Raw genomic sequence first — 18,991 nt, 5'->3', positions numbered from 1 at the left:
GGTAACACCACGGGGCGGCGCTCTGGCCGGAGCGCCGCCCTTGTGGTCTCCTGGAGCCGTCGTACTCTAAACCTCTAGTTTAGAGTTAGGTAGAGCCCGTCCGGGTGTCACGACCCACAGGAGGAGAACCCCATATGAGCCGCAGACACCGCAATCGGATGCGTCGCATCTCGGCCGCCGCAGCCCTGACCGTCGCCGCAGGTCTGGCGCTTCCCACCATCGCCGGCGCCGAACCCGCACCCACGGACCCGGCAGCACCGGCGGAAGCGCCCGCCACGAGCCCGCTCGTGAGCTCGCTCGAGGCTCTCCGCGCGCTGCCCGGCGTCGATCCCACGACTCTCGCTGCCGCCGAAGCGATCGCGAACGCACGCGGAAGCGCTGTCGACGCGGCCGAAGCGACACCGCTCGGCGCCTACGAGGACGGCATGGAGTTCCTGCGTCGCCTCGGCGTCGAACCGTTCCTCTACCCCACCGGCGCACCGTTCTGCACGGCCGACGGCGACCTGCCGCTGGGCACCGTGCCCGCCGTTGCGGGTGCTCTGCCCGGGCCCTGGCCGAACCGCAGCCTGTCGCCGCTGCCGGGCACCCTGAACGTCGTCTCGCCCGGTGAGACGCTCTTCGCGTTCGTCCCCGTCGGCCTCGAGGAGGACGCCGACACCTCGGGCATCCAGCTCGCGTGGTTCAACGTCAACACCTTCCAGGGTGGCTTCGTCCCGATGGGCACGCCGGAGGAGACCGCGGCGGGAGCCATTCCGGCCGGCCTTCCCGTCCAGGCCCGCGGCATCGTCGAGCAGGCCATCACGACCTTCATCGCCGACACCCTGCCGCTGGGTGGCGTGCGGGTCGCGCCGGTCGAGACGGGGTCGGGCACCGTGCTCTCGGCCGTCTTCGGCAACGTGCGCAACGGCGACACGCAGTGCTTCTTCCTGCCCACGATCGGCATCGTGGACGTGCCGGCCTGATCGAACCAGAGCTCCCGAGCGGAGCCCAGAACTGCAGCGGGTGGGCGTCAGCTCGCCCGCTGCAGTCGGTTCAGCCGGTCGAACACGAGCGTGACAGCGGTGTCCATGTGCGCGAGCACATCGTCGACCGACTGCCGGCCCGCCACCCAGGCGACCAGCGCCGACATCCACACGTCGGCGATGATCCGCACGGCGTTGAGCACCTCTTCGGTGACGATGTCGATGCCTGCCGCCTGCGCGAACAGTCGGGTGAGCACCTCACCGAGACGGTCGAGTTCGGGCGCCGAGGACGCGTCGGCGAACATCGCCGCCCGGATGAGCGCGTCGTAGCGCAGCGGGTTCTCGGACAGACGCGGCATCACTCCGCGCAGGACGCCCATCAGGCGCTCGGCGGCACTGTCGCCAGGGATCTCCACGGTGGTCACGGCTTCGGCGGCGGTCTCGAATTCGAGTACGAGCGCCACGACGAGCAGGTGGTTCTTCGAGGGGAAGTAGCGGTAGACCGTGCCGAGAGCGACACCGGATCGGTCTGCGACCGCCCGCATCTGCACGGCGTCGTATCCACCCTCGGAGGCGAGCTCCTCGGCGGAGGCGATGATCCGCATGTACCGCGCCCGCTGTGCCGGTCGCAGGCCCGCACCGGGCGACCGGGTGGACCCGAGGGCCGGCCGCGAGGTCTGCGTCGACGCCGACTCCTCGCCCGCGGTCTCCGTCGTCGACTGCTCCGTCATCACGCCACCTTCCGTTCATGCCCGTTTCGAGGATAGTTCAGCGTGGGACGACTGCCTTTTCGTACGGCCGACCGGCCGCAACCGGACAGGTGTCCGGAAATCTCTTCCCTCCGGATGTAGAACGCGTTACATTTTCTCCGTCACCGTCTGGAGAGGGGCTGTTGTGCGCCACGGAATCACCCTGTTCACGAGCGACCGGGGAATCCGGCCCGAAGTCGCTGCCTCGACCGCGGAGAGTCGCGGTTTCGACAGTTTCTACGTGCCCGAACACACCCACATCCCGATCCGCCGCGAATCCGCGCATCCGGGAACGGGCAACGAGACCCTTCCCGACGACCGTTACATGCGCACCCTCGATCCGTGGGTGGCGCTGGGGCTCGCAGCCGCGGTGACGTCGACGATCAAACTGGGCACCTCCGTCGCACTGCCCCTCGAGCACGACCCCATCACGCTCGCCAAGACCATCGCGAGCCTCGATCACCTCTCCGGCGGCCGGGTGAACTTCGGTGTCGGATTCGGTTGGAACGCAGAAGAACTCGCCGACCACGGCGTACCGCCGAAGAAGAAGCGCACCGCCATGCGCCAGTATCTCGAAGCGATGCAGGCGCTGTGGACCGAGGAAGAGGCCTCCTACGAGGGAGACTTCGTCGCATTCGGGCCGAGCTGGGCGTGGCCGAAACCCGTGCAGCAACCACGGCCCCCGATCTTCCTCGGCGCCGGTTCCACCGACCGCAACTTCGACTGGATCGTCCGCCACGCCGACGGCTGGATCACCACCCCCACGGAGAACAACGTCGTCGACAACGTCGCCCGTCTCCACAAGGCCTGGGCCGACGCCGGTCGTGCCGGAACTCCCGAGATCCTCGCTCTGGCAGGCCGTCACGACGCCGAACAACTGAAGATCTGGGAGGACGCCGGGGTCACCGAGGTGATCTTCGGTCTGCCCGACCGCGCCCAGGACGACGTCGTCGCATACATCGGCCGACTCGCCTCGAAACTCGACCACTGATCACCGACCCCGAACGGACCCCGATGAGCACCGATCTCCACCCCCTTCCCGCCGGCAGCGTCTCCACCTGGGACCACGAAGCCGACGTCGTCGTCGCCGGTTACGGCATCGCCGGTGTCTCGGCGTCGATCGAGGCCGCCCGCGCGGGTGCCGACGTGCTCGTGCTCGAGCGGACCAGCGGTTGGGGCGGCGCGGCCTCACTGTCGGGCGGCATCGTCTACCTCGGCGGCGGCACCCCGCTGCAGAAGGCCCTCGGATTCGACGACACGCCCGAGAACATGAAGGCGTTCATGCTCGCCGCGCTCGGGCCGGGCGCCGACGAAGCGAAGATCATCGAGTACTGCGAGGGCAGCGTCGAACACTACGAGTGGCTCGTGGACAACGGCGTGGTGTTCAAGGAGAGCTTCTGGGGCGAACCCGGGTGGGAGATCCCCGGTGACGACGGCCTGATGTACTCCGGCGGCGAGAACTCCGCGCCCTTCAACGAGATCGCGACGCCCGCCCCGCGCGGCCACGTCCCGCAGATGACCGACAAGCGGACCGGCGAGAAGGGTGGCGGGTACATGCTCATGCAGCCGCTCTCCCAGGTCGCCGAAAGCCTCGGTGTGCGTGCCGAATACGACGTGCGGGTGCAGCGGTTGATCGTCGACGGCGACGGACGCGTCGTGGGCCTGACGGCCAAGCAGTACGGCAAGGACGTCCACATCCGGGCCCGCCGCGGCGTCGTCCTCGCGACCGGCAGTTTCGCGTACAACCAGGAGATGGTCGAGTCGTACGCGCCGCAGCTCAGCGGTCGCCCGGGTGCGGCGATCGAGGAGCACGACGGCCGTGCGATCCGCATGGCGCAGGCGCTCGGCGCCGATCTCGCGCACATGGACGCCACCGAGGTCGCCTTCTTCGGCGACCCGCAGTTGATGGCCCGCGGCATCCTCGTCAACGGCCGCGGTCAGCGGTACGTCCCCGAGGACACCTATCCGGGCCGTATCGGTCAGCTCACGCTGCTGAAGAACGACAACCAGGCCTATCTGATCATCGACGAACAGGCGTACGAGGAGGGTTGTGCGGCAACGAGTTCGACGCCCTTCTTCCGGTTCCGTCCGAAGTGGGTCGCGGAGACCGTCGCCGAACTCGAATCCGACATGGAACTGCCTGCCGGGACGTTGCAGGCGACCGTCGAGGTCTACAACAGGCACGCGGAGAACGGCAGCGATCCGGTGCTGGGCAAGAAGAGCGAGTGGGTCAAGCCCATCGGCAGCCCGATCGCCGCGCTCGATCTCCGTAACTGCACAGCAGGTTTCACGCTCGGCGGTCTGCGCACCTCGGTGAACTCGGAAGTGCTGCACGTGTCCGGCGATCCGATCCCCGGCCTGTTCGCCGCCGGTCGCTGCACGTCGGGCGTGTGCGCGTGGGGTTATGCGAGCGGCACGTCGCTGGGGGACGGAAGCTTCTTCGGTCGCCGCGCCGGTCTGTCGGCCGCGAAGGGCTGAGACCGAACGGGTGGTTCCCGCGGCCGAGCCACCGGAACCACCCGTCAGGTCAGAACACGCGATCCAGGTCGCGTGAGACGATCCGATCGGCGCCGTACCCGGCGAGTGCCGCGATCGTCATCGACGGATTGCACGCCCCGGTCGATCCCGGGATCTTCGCGCCGTCCACCACATACAGGCCGGGCTGGCCGTGCACGCGACCGGCGTCGTAGTGCCGGACTCCTCGGCCGTCGACGATCCCCAGACCGATCATCGTGGTCGTTCCCACATCGACAGGGAACGGCAGCGGGCCGGTGACGACCATCAACGGTCCGGCGGGATCGGTGTAGTCGGGCATACCCACACAGGCGGAGCTGAAGATCACGGCGCCGAGCGTCGGTGGATCGGGCGAAGCGGGCCCTGCGTGCGACGCGGAGCCCGGGGATGCCTGGATCGTGGATCACTCCAATAGAAGTCGGGCGGATGTCTCCAGCCTGTCGGCGAGTTTCTCGTAGGTGCCGTAGCCCATGCCGGCCCGGACGAGCGCGCCGGCGTAGAGCAGTTCGAGTGCTTCGAGTTCGTCGGGATCGGAGTCGGCGCCGAGGGCTGCCGAGACCCGGTGACGGATGTCGAGTCCGATGCGCGCACGCAGGTGTTCGACGTCGGGGTCGTGACCGAGCAATGCACTGGTGACCGCGGCCGCGAGTTCGGGTTCGTCGGCCAGCAACAGCGCGATTCCCCGCAGCACCGCGACCACCCGATCGGCACGGCTCGCGCTCTCGGCGTCGGCCGTGGGAGCGTTGGCCAAGCGACGCCAGAACACCTCCGCGACGAGGTGTTCCTTGGACGAGAAGTAGGTGTAGGCGGTGGCTGGGGCGACACCGGCGCGGGCGGCGACCATACGCACCGTCAACCCCGTGAATCCCTCCTCGCGGAGCACCTCGACCGCGGCCTGCGTGAGCCTCGCAACCGTGTCGGCCTGTTTCTCGGTCAAGCGACGACGGGTCGATTCGAGATTCACGTTTCTGGACACATGTCTGGACATTACTACGGTTGGAGGGGGTCGGCAATGCCCGCAGCGCGTTCATTCGGCGAATTCAGCGCTCTCGTCGGTGGATACGGAAGGGCATGGACTTCATGCCGTTGATGAAGTTCGATCGCAACCGCCGCGGTTCGCCGGCCGGTTCGACCCCGTCGATACGGGCAATGAGGGTCTCGAACATGATCCGCAGTTCGAACCGCGCCAGATGTCCCCCCGAGACAGAAGTGCACGCCCGTCCCGCCGAAGGCGACGTGCGGATCGTGCTCGCGCCCGATGTCGAAGATGTGCGCGTCGTCGAAGACCTCCTCGTCGCGGTTCGCGCTCGGGTAGTAGACGATCACATTGTCGCCCCGTTCGACCTGCTGGTCGCCGATCGACGCCGGACAGGTGGGCGTGCGATGTCGTCGCGCGGCGATCTCGTTGGCGTACAGGAAGATCTCGGCGGCGGCGAGTTCGTCGTCCTCCTGAGTGGTGCCGCATTCGGGGTCGTCCCAGCCGATCATGCGGTTCGACCAGTCGTAGAGCTTGCCGACGTCCTCGGCCGGTGCGCCCAGCAGCGCTGCGATCACCTCCAGCGGCAGGAGTGCCGAGATCGCCGGGATGAAGTCGATCACCGTGCCGTCGCGTGCGGCCTCGATCGCGGCGTCGACGGTGCGTTCGCACGTCCGCCGGATGCGCTCCTCGAGCGTCTTCACCATGCGCGGGGTGAAGCCACGGCTCACGCGTTGCCCGAGGCGGGTGTGCTCCGGCGGGTCGAGGTCGAGCAGCATGGACGCCTGTTTCAGGCGTGTCTCCTCGGCGTCGGCCAGGGGGTCGTCGACAGCACGGTCGACACCGGCCGTGCCGATCTCCATCCAGTCAAGCGGGCCCTCACGACCGGCACCTATCTGGCGGTCGCGGTGTTCGGCACCGAGGCCGACCGCGATTTCGTCCGCAAGTCGGTGCGGAAGATCCACGCGCGGATCACGTCGTCACCCGGCGCGGAGGTCCGTTACAGCGCCAACTCCCCCGCCCTGCAGTTGTGGGTCGCGGTCTGCCTGCTCGAGTACTTCATCGACCAGCACGAGTTCCTGTACGGCCTGCTCACCGAGGAGCAGTACGCCCGCGCGCCCTTCGCGACGGCGCGACCCTCGCGACGACGCTGAACGTCCGGCCGGGTCGTGGCCCACGACCCGCGAGGAGTACGAGGAACTGTGGAAGGCCGGTGTCGCCGACATCTCCATGAACGAGCAGGTGCGCGAGTACCTCACCGGAGTCTGCGATCTCGCGTTTCTCGAGAAGCGTTTCGGACGACTGGGCCGCGGGATCCACCGGGTGCTCGGCCGGTCGTTCGAACTGATCACCCGCGGTGCACTGCCGCCGGAGTTCCGCGACCTCATGCACTATCCCTGGACCGCCGACGACCAGCGACGCTTCGACAGCTATCTCGTGGCGGTCCGGCGCCTGCACCGCGTCACGCTGTAGGTGTGGCCGTTGCTGTGGAAGGCCTACCTTTTCGATCTGCGCACGCGGCGACGTCTCGGGCTGCGGGTCCTCTGAGCCCTGCCCTCACACGACGAAGTCACCCGTCCGCCTCGGGCGACGTGTCGAGCAGTTCGGTGAGGCGGTGCGTCAGAATGTCGCGGGCCGCTCGCGGCGCGAGAGCGTCCACGACGACCAGTGCGGCGAGACCGGTTGCCAGACCGAGCAGTTCGTAGGCCCGGGACCGGAACCGTGCCGCGTCTGCCTGCTTGCCGCCGTGGGTGTCAAGACATCCGCCGATCAGCTGCGCCAGGAGCGATACGAGTTCGTCGTATCCGCGCACGACGCGGTCCTTCAGCTCGGATCGTGTGTACGCATACGTCTCGAACGCCTGCGCGACGCGCACGAGCCGGCAGTCGTCGGCCGTCTCCGGGATCAGTTCGGTCAACACGGCGTCGAGGATCGATGCGGGACCCTCCCCCTCGAGACCGTTCTCCGAGGTCCGTCGCCGCACGCGCTCGGTTCCCAGTTCGTTGACTGCAGTGAACGCTCCCGTCAACAGGTCGTCCTTGGTCGGGAAGTAGTGCTGGACCCGCCCCACCGACACGCCCGCCACCGCCGCGACGCGCCTGATCGTCACCTGCTGGGCACCTTCGGTGTCGACGACGGTGAAGACCGCGTCGAGGATCTCCCACCGCCTCTCGTCGTGCGTCGCCCCGAGCCCGCGAACCGTCACGGCATCACCCTCATTTCAGTTGATTTGTATTGATTTATTTGTTTCCCTACCGTAGCGTGGGAATCGGATCAATACAAATGTATCGTAAAAAATGTGGAGGCATTCGTGGAATCGATCGCGACGCTCGTCGGTGTCCTGTTCATCGTCCAGGGCGGAGGCGGCCTGATCAACAATCTCTTCAGCGACTCGAAGAGTTGGTTCGCGCTCAACTACGTCGACCTGCCCGCGCCGCTGCATCTCGCGGGGCATGCACTCCTGCTCGCCGTCGGACTGCTGATGGTGGTGCGTACCAAGGGCTGGAAGTGGCTCGTCGAGGATTGACCTGATCCGGCGCTCCCGCACGACTCGCGCCTTCCACGAGGTGGGCGAATTTGTCGAGCGTCCGGGACGGCGACGTGTTGTGGTCCCGCCACGCCGGCAGCGTCGGTGCCGGCTTATCGAACCGACCGACAAAGCATCCGGAGCCGGCGAAGATTCCGCCGGTCACGGACGCCAGGTCGCTCACGAGGAAGGCGTAGAGCCAACCCCGGCCGGAGCGCACCATGACCGATCTGTTACTCACTCGTCGCGAAGCTGCCGTCACCCGATCCCGGGACACGGAGGATGCTCGCCGGCGCCTATGGCGGGGAGGCACGCTTCTACAGCGACATCGAGCCGTCCGTCGCGGTGCTCACCCCCAGCTGCTATCACGTCACCGTCGGTGAGGACGGGGAGTTCACCCTCCTCCTCGAGGACGCCGCCCCGGCACTGCCCGGCGACCAGCTCGCCGGGTGCATCGTCGACGAGGCGCACGACGCCGTCCGCAATCTCGCCGGACTGCACGGTCCCCGCTGGTGCGCACCCGACCTCCACGAATCGGACTGGCTCACCACGACGGACGCCGAGCAGGCACGGATCCTCGCCGAGTTGCACGGCCCGGCCATCGAGCCCTTCGTCGACGGTCGCGGCGAGCTGATCGGCGCCGACGACCGCGACACGCTGTGGGCCTGCGCCGAGCTCACCGAGGGGTGGGTGCTCGCGCGATCCGACCGGTTCGCGCTGCTGCACGGCGACTACCGGCTCGACAACCTCCTGTTCCCACCCCGTGGCGAGAGCGGTGTCGTCCCGGTGGACTGGCAGACCCTGACGGTGGGGCTTCCCGCCCGCGACCTCGCGTGTTTCGTCGGGACGAGCCCGGCGCCGGCGGTCCGGCGCGAGCACGAGCAGGCCCTGGTCTCGACCTGTCATCGCGCGTTGCTGTGCCACGGTGTCGAGTGTTACGGCCTGCAGCAGTGCTGGGACGACTACCGCTTCGCGATGCTGCCGTGTCCGAGAGCATCGGACGGCGCGACCGGTCGGTAGGGTGCTCGGGATACACCGCATCACGCGAGAAGAACGGAGATCCATCCGATGTCCCGCACCACCCTGCCCCGTGAGGCGATCGAACTCGCTGAGGCGACACCGGGTTTCATGCCCCAGGACGAGGGAACCGCACTGCACGAGGCTGCGGTGCAGTATCTCGGTGACGGCGTCGGCGTCGAGATCGGCACCTACTGCGGCCGCTCGACCGTGTATCTCGGCGCTGCGGCCAAGGCGACCGGCGGCACCATCGTCACCGTCGACCACCACCACGGTTCGGAGGAGCATCAGCCCGGCTGGGATTACCACGATCCGTCGCTGGTCGACCCGCACACCGGCCGCCTCGACACGGTCGGCGCACTGCGGCACACTCTCGCCGACGGCGACCTCGAATCGCACGTCGTCGCGGTGGTCGGCAATTCTCCTGTGGTGGCGTCGTTCTGGCGCACCCCCGCCTCGTTCGTGTTCATCGACGGCGGACACAGCAGCGAGGCGGCCCGGGCGGACTACGACGGCTGGGCGAGATGGGTGCGCATCGGCGGCGCCCTGATCATCCACGACGTCTTCCCCGACCCGAAGGACGGCGGCCGGCCTCCGTACGAGATCTACTGTCTCGCACTGGAGAGCGGGGAGTTCGTCGAGAAGTCGGTGACGTCCTCGCTGCGGGTTCTCCAACGCACCGCCGGCACGGTCGGATCACGGCCCGGCAGCTGAACTACCGGACGAGCACCGGGCAACGCTCGGTGCAGCGGTCGGCGCCCACCTGGTCGGCGGGTGCCGCCGCATCCCGGAAGATCGCGTTTCCTCCCGTCGTGCGCGAGAGCGCGTCGGCGGCGAGGATCACCGCTGCGCTGGTCCAGGAACTGACCTCCACCGGCCAGCGCTTGCCGTCGGCGTAGACCAGACCGGTCCAGTACGAACCGTCCGGGTCGCGCAGATGCTGCATGGCCGCGAACAATTCGCGGGCACGCCCGGCGTGGCCGAGTGCGTCGAGCGCCAGGACCAGTTCGCACGTCTCGGCTCCGGTGACCCACGGACGATGGTCGACGCACCGGATCCCGAGACCGTCGACGACGAAATCCGACCAGCGTTCGCGGATCCGTTCGTGCGCATCGGTGCCGCGCACCGCTCCCCCGAGGATCGGGTAGTACCAGTCCATCGAGTACTCGGGCTTGGGCGTGAACGCCTCGGGATGCCGACGCAGAGCGTGGCCGAGACGGATCAGCGCGACCTCCCATTCGGGTTGCGCCTCACCGATCAGATCGGCGATCCGCAGACCGCACCACAGACTCTGGTGGATACTCGAACAGCCTGTGAGCAGCGCTTCGTCGAACATCCCGCCGTCGCCTCGCGCCCAGGAGATCTGGCCGCCCGGCAACTGCATGTCGACCACGAGGTCGAGCGCTGCCCGCACCGTCGGCCACATGTGCTCGACGAACCCGCGATCACCCGTCACGAGATGGTGGTGCCATACGCCAACGGCGATGTAGGCCGTGAAATTGCTGTCGGTGTCGTGGTTCTCGACGATGTCGCCCCGGAACTGGATGGGCCACGACCCGTCGGCGCGCTGCGTCCGCCGCGACCACTCGAAGGCGGCGTCCGCCTCTTCGCGTAAACCGATGACGGTCAACGCCATCGCGGATTCGATGTGATCCCACGGGTCGATGTGCCCACCGGGGAACCACGGGACGGCGCCCGAGGGCTCCTGCATCCGCGCGATGGCCCGGCCCGTCGCCAGGCTCTGTTCCGGCGACAGCACACCCGGCACCGACGGCACCGTCACGCGCGCGGATTCACCGCGCCGCACCGGCGTTTCCCGGCTTCTCGAGGTAGAACACGACACTCTTCCCGATGACGGGATCGAGGATCTTCTCGGCCGTGCGAGTGATCCACGGGGCCTTCATAAGATCCCAGACCAGCAGCCGGTGGTACGCCTTCGTCAGCGGATTGTCGTCGTTGTCGACGCCGACGGCGCACTTGAGCCACCAGTACGGTGCGTGCAGTGCGTGGGCGTGGTCGGTGCCCGAGACCGTCAGACCGGCTGAGGCGAGTTTCGCGGCGAGTTCGTCGGCCTTGTAGATGCGGATGTGCCCGCCCTCCACCTCGTGGTAGGCGTCCGACAGGGCCCAGCAGATCTTTTCCGGCAGCCAGCGCGGCACGGTCACGGCCGCGACACCACCGGGTTTGAGGACCCGGACGAGTTCGGCGATGGCCCGCTCGTCCTCCGGCACGTGCTCGAGCACCTCGGAGATGAGCACGAGATCGAAGGTCGCGTCGTCGTACGGCAGCGCGAGCGCGTCGCCGACCTCGGCCCGGGCCAGCGCACCCTCGGGGACCTCGCCTTCGAGTTCCATCGCGACGAACATGTCGGCGACGGCCTTCATGTCGTCGGCGTTCTGGTCGAAGGCGACGACATCCGCGCCGCGGCGGTACAGCTCGAAGGAGTGGCGCCCCGCGCCGGCCCCGATGTCGAGAGCGCGTATCCCCGGTACGACGCCCAGGCGGTCGAAGTCGACGGTCAGCATCCGTTCTTCCCCTCTCGATGCGCGGCGATCGCCTTGTCGTAGATCGCGGCGGTCTGCGCGGCCACAGCCGCCCAGCTGTAGCGTTCGAGCACACGCTCGCGGCCCTTCGTGCCGAGACGCCGACGCTCGGCCGGGTCGTCGAACAGGCCCGCGAGCCCTGCTGCAAGCTGTTCGGCGTCGCCCGGAGGCACCAGCCGACCGGCGTCCCCGACGACCTCGGGGATGGCCCCGGCGCGGCTCGCGACGAGCGGTGTTCCGCACGACATCGCCTCGATGGCCGGCAGCGAGAATCCCTCGTACAGCGACGGCACCGCCGCGATCTCGGCGGAGGCGAGCAGGTCGGCGAGTTCGGTGTCGTCGATCCCGGAGACGGTGCGCACGACGTCGCCGATCGCGAGTTCGTCGATGAGCTTCTCGGTGGCGCCGCCCGGGGCGAGCTTCGAGACGAGGACCAGTTCGATCTCGCGTTCGGTGCGCAGCTTCGCGACCGCCTCGAGCAGGGTGGGAACACCCTTGAGCGGGGCGTCGGCGCTCGCGACGCAGACGATCCGACCGGGAACTCGCTCGTCCTTCCGCGGCGCGAACACCTCCGTGTTCACGCCGAGCGGGATCGTGTGGATGCGTTCGGATTCGATCCCGAAGGCGGTGCGGATGTCGTCGGCCGAGTTCTCCGACACCGTGAGCAGCGTGGGAATCTGCTGGGCCACCTTCTCCTGCATGCGCAGGAATCCGTACCAGCGCCGGAGCGTGACCTTACGGCTGAGGGTGGTCGCGGAGGCGAGATCGAGTTCGCGGTCGCGGGTGATCGGATGGTGGATCGTCGCGACGAGAGGAAGGTCCTCGGCGATGCGCAGCAAGCCGGATGCGAGCGACTGGTTGTCGTGCACGACGTCGAAGTCGCCGAGGCGGTCGCGCAGCAGTCGTGCGGCGCGCAGACCGAAGGTGCGTGGTTCGGGGAAACCGGCGGTCCACATGGTGGCGACCTCGAGGACGTCGATCCAGTCGCGGTACTCACCCAGCTTCGGGGTGCGGAACGGATCGTCGTCGCGGTAGAGATCGAGACTGGGCACCTTCGTGAGCGTCACGCCGGGGTCGAGCTCGGGGTACGGCTGCCCGGAGAACACCTCGACGGTGTGTCCCTGGGCGACGAGTTCGCGACTGAGATGGCGGACGTAGACCCCCTGACCCCCACAATGCGGCTTGCTCCGGTACGACAACAGAGCTACGCGCACATTCCACCTCGGGGTTCGCTCGGAGGGCCAGGTCGCTCGGACAGATGTCCACTAGTTGTGTAGGGCACACACTAGAACATGTTTTGTGTCCTCACGATAGCGAGCCGGACCGCACCCGGTGCGGATCGGCGATACGAGTGGGACCACGACGCAGACACCGGACCGCGAACAGGTGACGACGACGAAGCCCCGGTATCGATGTGATGCCGGGGCTTCGCCTGGAGCGACCCTGACGGGACTCGAACCCGCGACCTCCGCCGTGACAGGGCGGCGCGCTAACCAACTGCGCCACAGGGCCATGAGGAACCGGAGTTCCCACAGCTCGACCCACCGCAACCGGTGGGTCGAAGATATGAAATTGATGGTTGTTCGCCGGACAACCGTGGTGGCCAGGGCCGGGATCGAACCGGCGACCTTCCGCTTTTCAGGCGGACGCTCGTACCAACTGAGCTACCTGGCCGGACGGCACCCGAACCGAATGCCGATCGAAACTCTGGAGCGACCCTGACGGGACTCGAACCCGCGACCTCCGCCGTGACAGGGCGGCGCGCTAACCAACTGCGCCACAGGGCCATATATATTCACTTCTCACACCAAGATACTGCACACTTCGACGAGGTCGAAGCGTACCCCCTACGGGATTCGAACCCGCGCTACCGCCTTGAAAGGGCGGCGTCCTAGGCCGCTAGACGAAGGGGGCCCGATCGGATTTCTCCGAACCGCACCCTCAACGGGTTTGGCGTTCCGTTGGGAGCTTGGACAGCTTATGCCACGGCATTCGCGAATCACAAATCAGCAGGTCAAGTGGCTGATTCGTCGTTGTTGGGTCTGCTCGGCCAGCCCTTCTCCCGCCACTGCGCGAGCCACTGCTCCGATGCCATCGCCTCGAGCGGCACCTCCACGCAGGCCTCGAAACGGGCGCGGACGTCGGTCTCCGGCGACGTGAGGTCGGCGAGATAGCGTTGACCGGCGAGTGACGACGCGATGGCCTCGACGAAACGCTGGAGGTCGACATCGGGCCGGAACAGGCCCTTCTCCTGCGCTTCGCGCGCCAGCTGGTAGCCGGCCCGCCCCCACAGGACGCTGCCGCGCAGCCTGACCTCCTCCGCGAACTCGGGTTCGGTGACCAGACGGAACTCCGCGGCGATGACCACGTCGTCGTGCAGAGCCGCACCGAGATCACCGACGAGACCGTGCAGCCGCTCGAAGGGGTCGAGATCGGGGACGTCCATCCACCTGCCGACGATGGCACGGTAGTGCTCGAGTCCTTCGTCGAGCACCGCCCGGGCCAGATCCTCCTTGGACGCGAAGTGAAAGTACATCGCACCCTTGGTGGCGTTCGACTGCTCGAGGATGGCGTTGATCGATGCTGCGGCGAAACCTCGCCGCGCGAATTCGGTGGCTGCCGATCGGACGATCGCAGCCCGCGTACGACGCGCACGCTCCTGTTGACGAGGCATGGGGAAATTCGGCCTTCCACGTTCCTGTGTTCCCCCACGAGACAACTCTAGTCTGCCCCCTCACAACCCCGCTTCCAGGCCGTGTTCCACCGGGTGAAATGTGAAACTCCACCCCCGACACCCGGGTTTCCACAGAACACACCGAGTGGTACGCTTTGTCCGGCTCGGGTGCGGAGCAGGGGGTGGGCACCCGAGCCTCTTTCCATTCGTCACGGGTGGCGTCCGCACCGCCGGATGTCCGATATCATCGATCGCGCAGCGTGGCTCACCCTGTGATGTGGTCACCGGACCATGCGGTGTGATCACTGCGGTGTGGTTACACTGTGCGCCCATGCCCCTATAGCTCAGTTGGTAGAGCTACGGACTTTTAATCCGCAGGTCGTAGGTTCGAGCCCTACTGGGGGCACCGGCAACGCCGGCGTCGTACACGACGCCGGCGTTCGTCGTTCCGGAACGTCCCACGGTCCTTCGTCGGAGTCCGGGTCCTTCGTCAGAGACGGTGGGAGCCGGGCGGGACGTCGTCGGTGTTCCGGCCGAGTTCCTTCTCCGCCTCACGGCGCGCCTCGAGGCGCTCCTGCTCGATCCGGCGCTGCTCGAGATCCGTGCGGGCCTGCTTCAGATCACGTCCGCGCTTGCGGTAGCGGGTGAGCGCGACGACGAAGATCACCGCGAACAGAGCTCCGACGATCGCGCCGATCAGCGTGGCGCCGCGGAAGCCGGGCGCGTCCACGTCGAGGATCCGCTCCCCCGCGTGCGCACCGTTCCCCGTACCCAGCACGACCGCCAGGGTCATGAGGTTCGGCAGGGCGACCACCAGCGCGAGCACGCCGAAGGTGATCTGCAGCCCGCGGCTGTACCGCCAGTTGCGGACCTGCCAGATCCACGCGAGCAGCGCGATGGGGATCGCCGTGCACAGGATGCCGAAGAGCAGACCCCACAGCACTCCGCGCGCGAAGCCGCCCTCGGCGAGGTTTGCGATCCGCTGCGCCCACCAGCGAGGAACGAACGCCGCCAGGGTGTAGTAGGCGATGACGAGCACGATCAGCGCCACGACCACGGCGATGGTCTTCTTCGCCCACGGCGGCAAGCCTTTCCGCGAACCGGTCTCGTCGACATTCATGTCCGTCATTTCGAACCTTCCTGGCCGATCGGTCCATGTGCACCTGCCGTGCGCATCTCACCCTACGGACCACCGCGTTCGGAGCAGTGCATTCGGGCAGGTCTCTTCGCACTGCGAATTTCACCCGGTGCGGTTGCCCGTCTTTGTATACGGTGAGCCGCAGGGGTAATCGAATGTTCATCGTCCGGGGAGGAACATGCGCAGTTTCGTGGACCTGGGCCTGTTCCTGGCCGCCGTCGCTCTGGGAATCGGGTCGGTGTTGCCGGTGGTCGGCGGAATACGACCCACCGAGATTCCCCTGTCGGCGCTGCGCGACGGTTTCCCCGAGGGCGATCTCGCCGGTGTCGCGGTCCCGGGTCTACCGCTGTACGAGTCCCTCGCGGTACCGCTGGTCGTGGCCGCGATCCTGCTCCTCGCTGCCGCACTGTTCGACTCGGTGGCCGTCGGCTGGGCCGGGACGCTGATCGGTGTCGCGACGGCCGCGGTGTTCTGGACGCGTCTGTTCCAGACCCACGGCGAGTACGTCGAACTCAATCGCAGTACGACCCTGACCAATCAGAACGGGACGGTGCTCCTGCTCAGCGGCACGCTCGTCGCACTGCTGTGTTGCCTGATCGCGTTGCGCCGTTCGCCGACGAGCGCCGCCTCGCTCGACTGACGCCTCCCGCTGCAACGGGCTTCGTCCCGATACCCTCTCGGCACCGGGTGGCCACTTCGGGGCACCCACGAGCCAAGGCAGGAACGATGGCAAGTCTCGACGATCTGATGTCCCGCATTCCCGTCGACCAGGTGGCGCAGCGACTCGGTGTCGACAACGCGACGGCGGAGACGGCCGTCCGCGCCGCACTCCCCACCCTCGTCGGTGGTCTCGACGCCAACGCCCAGAATCCGACCGGGGCGGCCTCGCTGCTCTCCGCGCTGGGCAAGCACTCCGAGTCGAACCTGGCCGAGGGTCAGGTCGACGTCGACGGGATCGACACCGAGGACGGCGACAGGATCGTCTCCAATGTCTTCGGCGACAAGAAGGATCAGGTGATCTCGACCCTCGGTTCCGTGAACGGCGCCGGTGGGAACGATCTGATCGCCAAGGTCCTGCCGATCATCGCCCCCATCGTGCTGTCCTATCTCGCCAAGCAGATCGGTGGCGGTGCGGGAACGAACACCGCGAGCGCTCCGCAGGGCGGAGGTCTCGCCGATCTCCTCGGGGGTCTGCTGAAGAACGCCGGTGGTGGATCGGTCGGCTCCGGCGGTGGGATCGGCGACGTCCTCGGCAGCGTGCTCGGCGGCAGTTCGGGTGGTGGACTCGGCGGTCTCCTCGGGGGACTTCTCGGTGGAGGCAAGCGCTGAAACCCTCCGGAACCGCACGTTCCGCTCGTCCGTGTGATACGGCACGAGCGGGACGGTACTGTCCTCGAGCCGCTCGGACCTGTACCGTGATCCGGGCGAATGTGGGGGGCCACCGGTGCACCGCGTGCCGCGGCGACGAACGGCCGGGCTCCCCTCCTCCGTAGGCCGGCGGAATACACGGACACGATGTGAGGGGTAGAAGAGTATGACGCGAGTCCTGACTCAACTGGAGCTGCTGCGAGAGCTGGAGCCTGTGGCCGAGGCGAACCTCAACCGGCATCTCTCGATGGCGAAGGACTGGCACCCTCACGACTACGTGCCGTGGGACGAGGGCCGGAACTTCGCCGCGATGGGCGGTGTCGACTGGGAACCCGAGCAGTCGAAGCTCGACGAGGTCGCCAAGGCTGCCATGATCACCAACCTCCTCACCGAGGACAACCTGCCCTCCTACCACCGGGAGATCGCCGAGAGCTTCTCGCGCGACGGCGCCTGGGGCACCTGGGTCGGCCGGTGGACCGCGGAGGAGAACCGCCACGGCATCGTCATGCGCGACTACCTGGTCGTCACGCGCGGTGTCGATCCCGTCGCACTCGAGAACGCCCGCATGGAGCACATGACGAACGGCTTCGCGTCCCCCAACTCGACTGGCATGCTCCACTCCGTCGCCTACGTGACCTTCCAGGAGCTCGCGACCCGCGTGTCGCACCGCAACACCGGTCGTGCCTGCGACGACTCGATCGCCGACAAGATGCTCCAGCGCATCGCCGCCGACGAGAACCTGCACATGATCTTCTACCGGAACATCTGCGACGCGGCGATCGACATCGCTCCGGCCCAGACGCTCGCCGCGATCGTCGAGGTGCTCGAGAACTTCCAGATGCCGGGTGCCGGCATGCCGAACTTCCGTCGCAACGGTGTGTTGATGGCCAAGCACGGCATCTACGACCTGCGTCAGCACCTCGACGACGTCGTGATGCCGGTGCTGCGCAAGTGGAGGATCTTCGAGCGAGATCTCGGCAGCGAGGCGCAGCAGGATCTCGACAAGCTCGGCAACTTCCTCGACGAACTGGAACGTCAGGCGGGGCGGTTCGAGGAGATGCGCGATCGCTCCCTCGCCCGCGAGGCTGCCAAGCGCGAGAAGGTGGGCGCGCACGCCTGAGTCCGGATGCACACAGCCGCCCGAGTCCGGATGCACACAGCCGCCCGAGTCCGGCGGAGGTTATCCTGTGCCCGGTGCCGTTTTCGGTGCCGGGCACAGTCGTTTCCGCGGCCCATCACTGACGGGCACGCTATTTCTTTGTCACACAACGTTTTCCAGAGGTACCCATGTCTTCCCTCCGTATCGGCCCGCTCGAACTGAACAGCCCGGTCGTGCTGGCGCCGATGGCGGGAGTGACGAATGTCGCATTCCGCACGCTGTGCCGCGAACTCGAACTCGAACGGGCCGGCAGCACGTCGGGCCTGTACGTCTGCGAGATGGTCACCGCCCGCGCCCTCGTCGAGCGGCACCCGGTCACCATGCACATGACGACCTTCGGCCCCACCGAGACGCCGCGGTCGCTGCAGCTCTACACCGTCGATCCCGGCACGACCTACGCGGCGGCGAAGATGATCGTCGACGAGAACCTCGCCGACCACATCGACATGAACTTCGGATGCCCGGTCCCGAAGGTGACCCGCAAGGGCGGAGGGTCGGCCCTCCCTTACAAGCGCCGGTTGTTCGGGCAGATCGTCGCGGCCGCCGTCCGCGCGACCGAGGGCACCGACATCCCGGTCACGGTCAAGTTCCGCATCGGGATCGACGACGAGCACCACACACATCTCGACGCCGGTCGCATCGCGGCCGCCGAGGGTGCCGCGGCCGTTGCCCTCCACGCCCGGACCGCTGCGCAGCGGTACTCCGGAGCGGCCGACTGGGACGAAATCGCGCGGCTGAAGGAGCACGTCACCGACGTGCCCGTGCTCGGCAACGGCGACATCTTCGACGCCTCCGACGCCGAGAAGATGATGGCGCAGACCGGTTGCGACGGCGTCGTCGTCGGTCGCGGTTGCCTCGGACGTCCGTGGTTGTTCGCCGAACTGAGCGCCGCGCTCGGCGGTCGCCCGATCCCCACCCCGCCGAATCTCGGTGAGGTGACGCAGATCATGCGGCGGCACGCCGAACTGCTCGCCGATCACCACGGCGAGGATCGCGGTCTGCGCGACATGCGCAAGCACATCGCCTGGTATCTGCGTGGTTTCCCTGCGGGTTCGGAGATCCGCAACGGCCTCGCCCGCGTGTCGACGCTCGCCGAACTCGACGACCTGCTGGGCAAACTCGACCACGACGTACCCTTCCCCGCCGATGCCGAAGGCCCGCGGGGACGTCAGGGCTCCCCGAGCAGCGTCGCTCTGCCCGACGGCTGGCTCGACGATCCCGAGGACACCTGCGTGCCCGAGGGCGCCGACATGATGCACTCGGGCGGGTAACCCGTCCCGGCATGTAGTCCCGGACGATAGACGGATCGACCGGTGGATGTCGTGCGACACAGCCGCGTCACCGTCACATGAAACAGACGATCA

At 67.5% G+C, this 18,991-nt stretch carries 20 protein-coding genes, 5 tRNA genes and 3 pseudogenes; 13 read left to right on the top strand and 15 right to left on the bottom strand.

Features of this window, described 5'->3' with window-relative positions; translation table 11 throughout:
- Nucleotides 1-134 precede the first annotated feature (134 nt).
- On the top strand, nucleotides 135-962 hold the full coding sequence (locus NVV99_RS06040; RefSeq protein WP_037217111.1) for a hypothetical protein: 828 nt from the start codon (nucleotides 135-137) through the stop codon (nucleotides 960-962).
- Between the two features lie 47 nt (nucleotides 963-1,009).
- On the opposite strand, the gene NVV99_RS06035 is transcribed toward NVV99_RS06040, so the two are convergent.
- Nucleotides 1,010-1,693, bottom strand: coding sequence for a TetR family transcriptional regulator (locus NVV99_RS06035; RefSeq protein ID WP_006551749.1), 684 nt, complete (start codon nucleotides 1,691-1,693; stop codon nucleotides 1,010-1,012).
- 163 nt (nucleotides 1,694-1,856) lie between these two features.
- Between NVV99_RS06035 and NVV99_RS06030 the strand changes: the two genes are divergently transcribed.
- Together NVV99_RS06030 and NVV99_RS06025 are read left to right on the top strand one after the other, a co-directional pair.
- On the top strand, nucleotides 1,857-2,702 hold the full coding sequence (locus NVV99_RS06030) for an LLM class F420-dependent oxidoreductase (protein ID WP_024103036.1): 846 nt from the start codon (nucleotides 1,857-1,859) through the stop codon (nucleotides 2,700-2,702).
- A gap of 23 nt (nucleotides 2,703-2,725) precedes the next feature.
- Nucleotides 2,726-4,189, top strand: coding sequence for an FAD-dependent oxidoreductase (locus tag NVV99_RS06025; protein WP_024103035.1), 1,464 nt, complete (start codon nucleotides 2,726-2,728; stop codon nucleotides 4,187-4,189).
- Between the two features lie 49 nt (nucleotides 4,190-4,238).
- Here the strand turns inward: NVV99_RS06025 and NVV99_RS06020 are convergent.
- The 3 genes and pseudogenes from NVV99_RS06020 to NVV99_RS06010 form a co-directional block, all read right to left on the bottom strand.
- Nucleotides 4,239-4,391: pseudogene (locus NVV99_RS06020) on the bottom strand (GMC oxidoreductase); the annotation flags it as partial.
- Nucleotides 4,392-4,628: 237 nt separating this feature from the next.
- Nucleotides 4,629-5,189, bottom strand: coding sequence for a TetR/AcrR family transcriptional regulator (locus NVV99_RS06015; RefSeq protein ID WP_024103033.1), 561 nt, complete (start codon nucleotides 5,187-5,189; stop codon nucleotides 4,629-4,631).
- A gap of 76 nt (nucleotides 5,190-5,265) precedes the next feature.
- Nucleotides 5,266-6,007, bottom strand: a pseudogene (locus NVV99_RS06010) (cytochrome P450); the annotation flags it as partial.
- Between NVV99_RS06010 and NVV99_RS06005 the strand changes: the two are divergent.
- Nucleotides 5,951-6,355 carry an oxygenase MpaB family protein gene (locus tag NVV99_RS06005; protein WP_260782766.1) on the top strand — a complete coding sequence of 135 codons (405 nt, stop codon included), beginning with the start codon at nucleotides 5,951-5,953 and terminating at the stop codon, nucleotides 6,353-6,355. The pseudogene NVV99_RS06010 and the gene NVV99_RS06005 overlap by 57 nt on opposite strands.
- A 46-nt stretch (nucleotides 6,356-6,401) precedes the next feature.
- Nucleotides 6,402-6,674, top strand: coding sequence for an oxygenase MpaB family protein (locus tag NVV99_RS06000; protein WP_252174248.1), 273 nt, complete (start codon nucleotides 6,402-6,404; stop codon nucleotides 6,672-6,674).
- 97 nt (nucleotides 6,675-6,771) lie between these two features.
- Here the strand turns inward: NVV99_RS06000 and NVV99_RS05995 are convergent, their stop codons facing one another.
- Nucleotides 6,772-7,407 carry a TetR/AcrR family transcriptional regulator gene (locus NVV99_RS05995; RefSeq protein ID WP_024103032.1) on the bottom strand — a complete coding sequence of 212 codons (636 nt, stop codon included), beginning with the start codon at nucleotides 7,405-7,407 and terminating at the stop codon, nucleotides 6,772-6,774.
- Between the two features lie 93 nt (nucleotides 7,408-7,500).
- Between NVV99_RS05995 and NVV99_RS05990 the strand changes: the two genes are divergently transcribed.
- The gene (locus NVV99_RS05990) at nucleotides 7,501-7,728 is read left to right on the top strand and encodes a hypothetical protein (RefSeq protein ID WP_197481815.1); all 228 of its coding nucleotides are present in this window, start codon (nucleotides 7,501-7,503) and stop codon (nucleotides 7,726-7,728) included.
- 34 nt (nucleotides 7,729-7,762) lie between these two features.
- Here the strand turns inward: NVV99_RS05990 and NVV99_RS05985 are convergent.
- A pseudogene (locus NVV99_RS05985) lies at nucleotides 7,763-7,927 on the bottom strand (short-chain dehydrogenase); the annotation flags it as partial.
- An 83-nt stretch (nucleotides 7,928-8,010) separates the two neighbouring features.
- Here NVV99_RS05985 and NVV99_RS05980 point away from each other — a divergent pair.
- Both NVV99_RS05980 and NVV99_RS05975 read left to right on the top strand, forming a co-directional pair.
- On the top strand, nucleotides 8,011-8,748 hold the full coding sequence (locus NVV99_RS05980; protein WP_024103030.1) for a phosphotransferase family protein: 738 nt from the start codon (nucleotides 8,011-8,013) through the stop codon (nucleotides 8,746-8,748).
- 48 nt (nucleotides 8,749-8,796) lie between these two features.
- Nucleotides 8,797-9,459 (top strand): class I SAM-dependent methyltransferase, encoded by a 663-nt coding sequence (locus NVV99_RS05975; RefSeq protein ID WP_006551778.1) that lies wholly within the window; start codon nucleotides 8,797-8,799, stop codon nucleotides 9,457-9,459.
- Nucleotide 9,460: 1 nt separating this feature from the next.
- Here NVV99_RS05975 and NVV99_RS05970 read toward each other — a convergent pair whose 3' ends face one another.
- The 8 genes from NVV99_RS05970 to NVV99_RS05935 form a co-directional block, all read right to left on the bottom strand.
- Nucleotides 9,461-10,552 (bottom strand): prenyltransferase, encoded by a 1,092-nt coding sequence (locus tag NVV99_RS05970; protein ID WP_041803549.1) that lies wholly within the window; start codon nucleotides 10,550-10,552, stop codon nucleotides 9,461-9,463.
- On the bottom strand, nucleotides 10,539-11,270 hold the full coding sequence (locus NVV99_RS05965; protein WP_024103028.1) for a class I SAM-dependent methyltransferase: 732 nt from the start codon (nucleotides 11,268-11,270) through the stop codon (nucleotides 10,539-10,541). Before NVV99_RS05965 ends, NVV99_RS05970 begins: the two co-directional genes overlap by 14 nt.
- Nucleotides 11,264-12,502, bottom strand: coding sequence for a glycosyltransferase family 4 protein (locus tag NVV99_RS05960; protein ID WP_024103027.1), 1,239 nt, complete (start codon nucleotides 12,500-12,502; stop codon nucleotides 11,264-11,266). The genes NVV99_RS05965 and NVV99_RS05960 overlap by 7 nt, the downstream gene beginning before the upstream one ends.
- Nucleotides 12,503-12,726: 224 nt before the next feature.
- Nucleotides 12,727-12,800 (bottom strand) — tRNA-Asp (locus NVV99_RS05955).
- Between the two features lie 85 nt (nucleotides 12,801-12,885).
- Nucleotides 12,886-12,962: transfer RNA gene (locus NVV99_RS05950), tRNA-Phe, on the bottom strand.
- Nucleotides 12,963-13,001: 39 nt separating this feature from the next.
- A tRNA-Asp gene (locus NVV99_RS05945) sits at nucleotides 13,002-13,075 on the bottom strand.
- 54 nt (nucleotides 13,076-13,129) lie between these two features.
- Nucleotides 13,130-13,202, bottom strand: a tRNA-Glu gene (locus NVV99_RS05940).
- 100 nt (nucleotides 13,203-13,302) lie between these two features.
- Nucleotides 13,303-13,962, bottom strand: a complete 660-nt coding sequence (locus tag NVV99_RS05935; protein ID WP_006551782.1) for a TetR/AcrR family transcriptional regulator — start codon at nucleotides 13,960-13,962, stop codon at nucleotides 13,303-13,305.
- A gap of 333 nt (nucleotides 13,963-14,295) precedes the next feature.
- Between NVV99_RS05935 and NVV99_RS05930 the strand changes: the two genes are divergently transcribed.
- Nucleotides 14,296-14,368, top strand: a tRNA-Lys gene (locus NVV99_RS05930).
- An 84-nt stretch (nucleotides 14,369-14,452) separates the two neighbouring features.
- Here the strand turns inward: NVV99_RS05930 and NVV99_RS05925 are convergent.
- Nucleotides 14,453-15,091, bottom strand: coding sequence for a hypothetical protein (locus tag NVV99_RS05925; protein WP_024103026.1), 639 nt, complete (start codon nucleotides 15,089-15,091; stop codon nucleotides 14,453-14,455).
- Nucleotides 15,092-15,278: 187 nt separating this feature from the next.
- Between NVV99_RS05925 and NVV99_RS05920 the strand changes: the two genes are divergently transcribed.
- The 4 genes from NVV99_RS05920 (at nucleotide 15,279) to dusB (ending at nucleotide 18,898) form a co-directional block, all read left to right on the top strand.
- Nucleotides 15,279-15,740, top strand: a complete 462-nt coding sequence (locus NVV99_RS05920) for a hypothetical protein (protein ID WP_006551784.1) — start codon at nucleotides 15,279-15,281, stop codon at nucleotides 15,738-15,740.
- Nucleotides 15,741-15,826: 86 nt separating this feature from the next.
- Complete coding sequence (locus NVV99_RS05915) at nucleotides 15,827-16,429, top strand: DUF937 domain-containing protein (protein WP_019290016.1); 603 nt, start codon at nucleotides 15,827-15,829, stop codon at nucleotides 16,427-16,429.
- Between the two features lie 205 nt (nucleotides 16,430-16,634).
- The gene (locus NVV99_RS05910) at nucleotides 16,635-17,588 is read left to right on the top strand and encodes an acyl-ACP desaturase (RefSeq protein WP_024103025.1); all 954 of its coding nucleotides are present in this window, start codon (nucleotides 16,635-16,637) and stop codon (nucleotides 17,586-17,588) included.
- A gap of 167 nt (nucleotides 17,589-17,755) precedes the next feature.
- Complete coding sequence (gene dusB, locus NVV99_RS05905) at nucleotides 17,756-18,898, top strand: tRNA dihydrouridine synthase DusB (protein WP_024103024.1); 1,143 nt, start codon at nucleotides 17,756-17,758, stop codon at nucleotides 18,896-18,898.
- Nucleotides 18,899-18,991: the final 93 nt, after the last annotated feature.

This window comes from Rhodococcus sp. PAE-6 (assembly GCF_025290685.1).
GTDB classification, from domain to species: Bacteria; Actinomycetota; Actinomycetes; order Mycobacteriales; family Mycobacteriaceae; genus Rhodococcus; species Rhodococcus pyridinivorans.
This window is presented reverse-complemented; position numbering and strand designations above follow the sequence as displayed.

Excerpts from the sequence above, each read along its gene's own strand:
- NVV99_RS06040 (WP_037217111.1), top strand. The coding sequence starts at position 135 with ATGAGCCGCAGACACCGCAATCGGATGCGTCGCATCTCGGCCGCCGCA.
- NVV99_RS06035 (WP_006551749.1), bottom strand. The coding sequence starts at position 1,693 with ATGACGGAGCAGTCGACGACGGAGACCGCGGGCGAGGAGTCGGCGTCG.
- NVV99_RS06025 (WP_024103035.1), top strand. The coding sequence starts at position 2,726 with ATGAGCACCGATCTCCACCCCCTTCCCGCCGGCAGCGTCTCCACCTGG.
- NVV99_RS05980 (WP_024103030.1), top strand. The coding sequence starts at position 8,011 with ATGCTCGCCGGCGCCTATGGCGGGGAGGCACGCTTCTACAGCGACATC.
- NVV99_RS05975 (WP_006551778.1), top strand. The coding sequence starts at position 8,797 with ATGTCCCGCACCACCCTGCCCCGTGAGGCGATCGAACTCGCTGAGGCG.
- NVV99_RS05965 (WP_024103028.1), bottom strand. The coding sequence starts at position 11,270 with ATGCTGACCGTCGACTTCGACCGCCTGGGCGTCGTACCGGGGATACGC.
- NVV99_RS05935 (WP_006551782.1), bottom strand. The coding sequence starts at position 13,962 with ATGCCTCGTCAACAGGAGCGTGCGCGTCGTACGCGGGCTGCGATCGTC.
- NVV99_RS05925 (WP_024103026.1), bottom strand. The coding sequence starts at position 15,091 with ATGACGGACATGAATGTCGACGAGACCGGTTCGCGGAAAGGCTTGCCG.
- NVV99_RS05920 (WP_006551784.1), top strand. The coding sequence starts at position 15,279 with ATGCGCAGTTTCGTGGACCTGGGCCTGTTCCTGGCCGCCGTCGCTCTG.
- NVV99_RS05915 (WP_019290016.1), top strand. The coding sequence starts at position 15,827 with ATGGCAAGTCTCGACGATCTGATGTCCCGCATTCCCGTCGACCAGGTG.
- NVV99_RS05910 (WP_024103025.1), top strand. The coding sequence starts at position 16,635 with ATGACGCGAGTCCTGACTCAACTGGAGCTGCTGCGAGAGCTGGAGCCT.
- dusB (WP_024103024.1), top strand. The coding sequence starts at position 17,756 with ATGTCTTCCCTCCGTATCGGCCCGCTCGAACTGAACAGCCCGGTCGTG.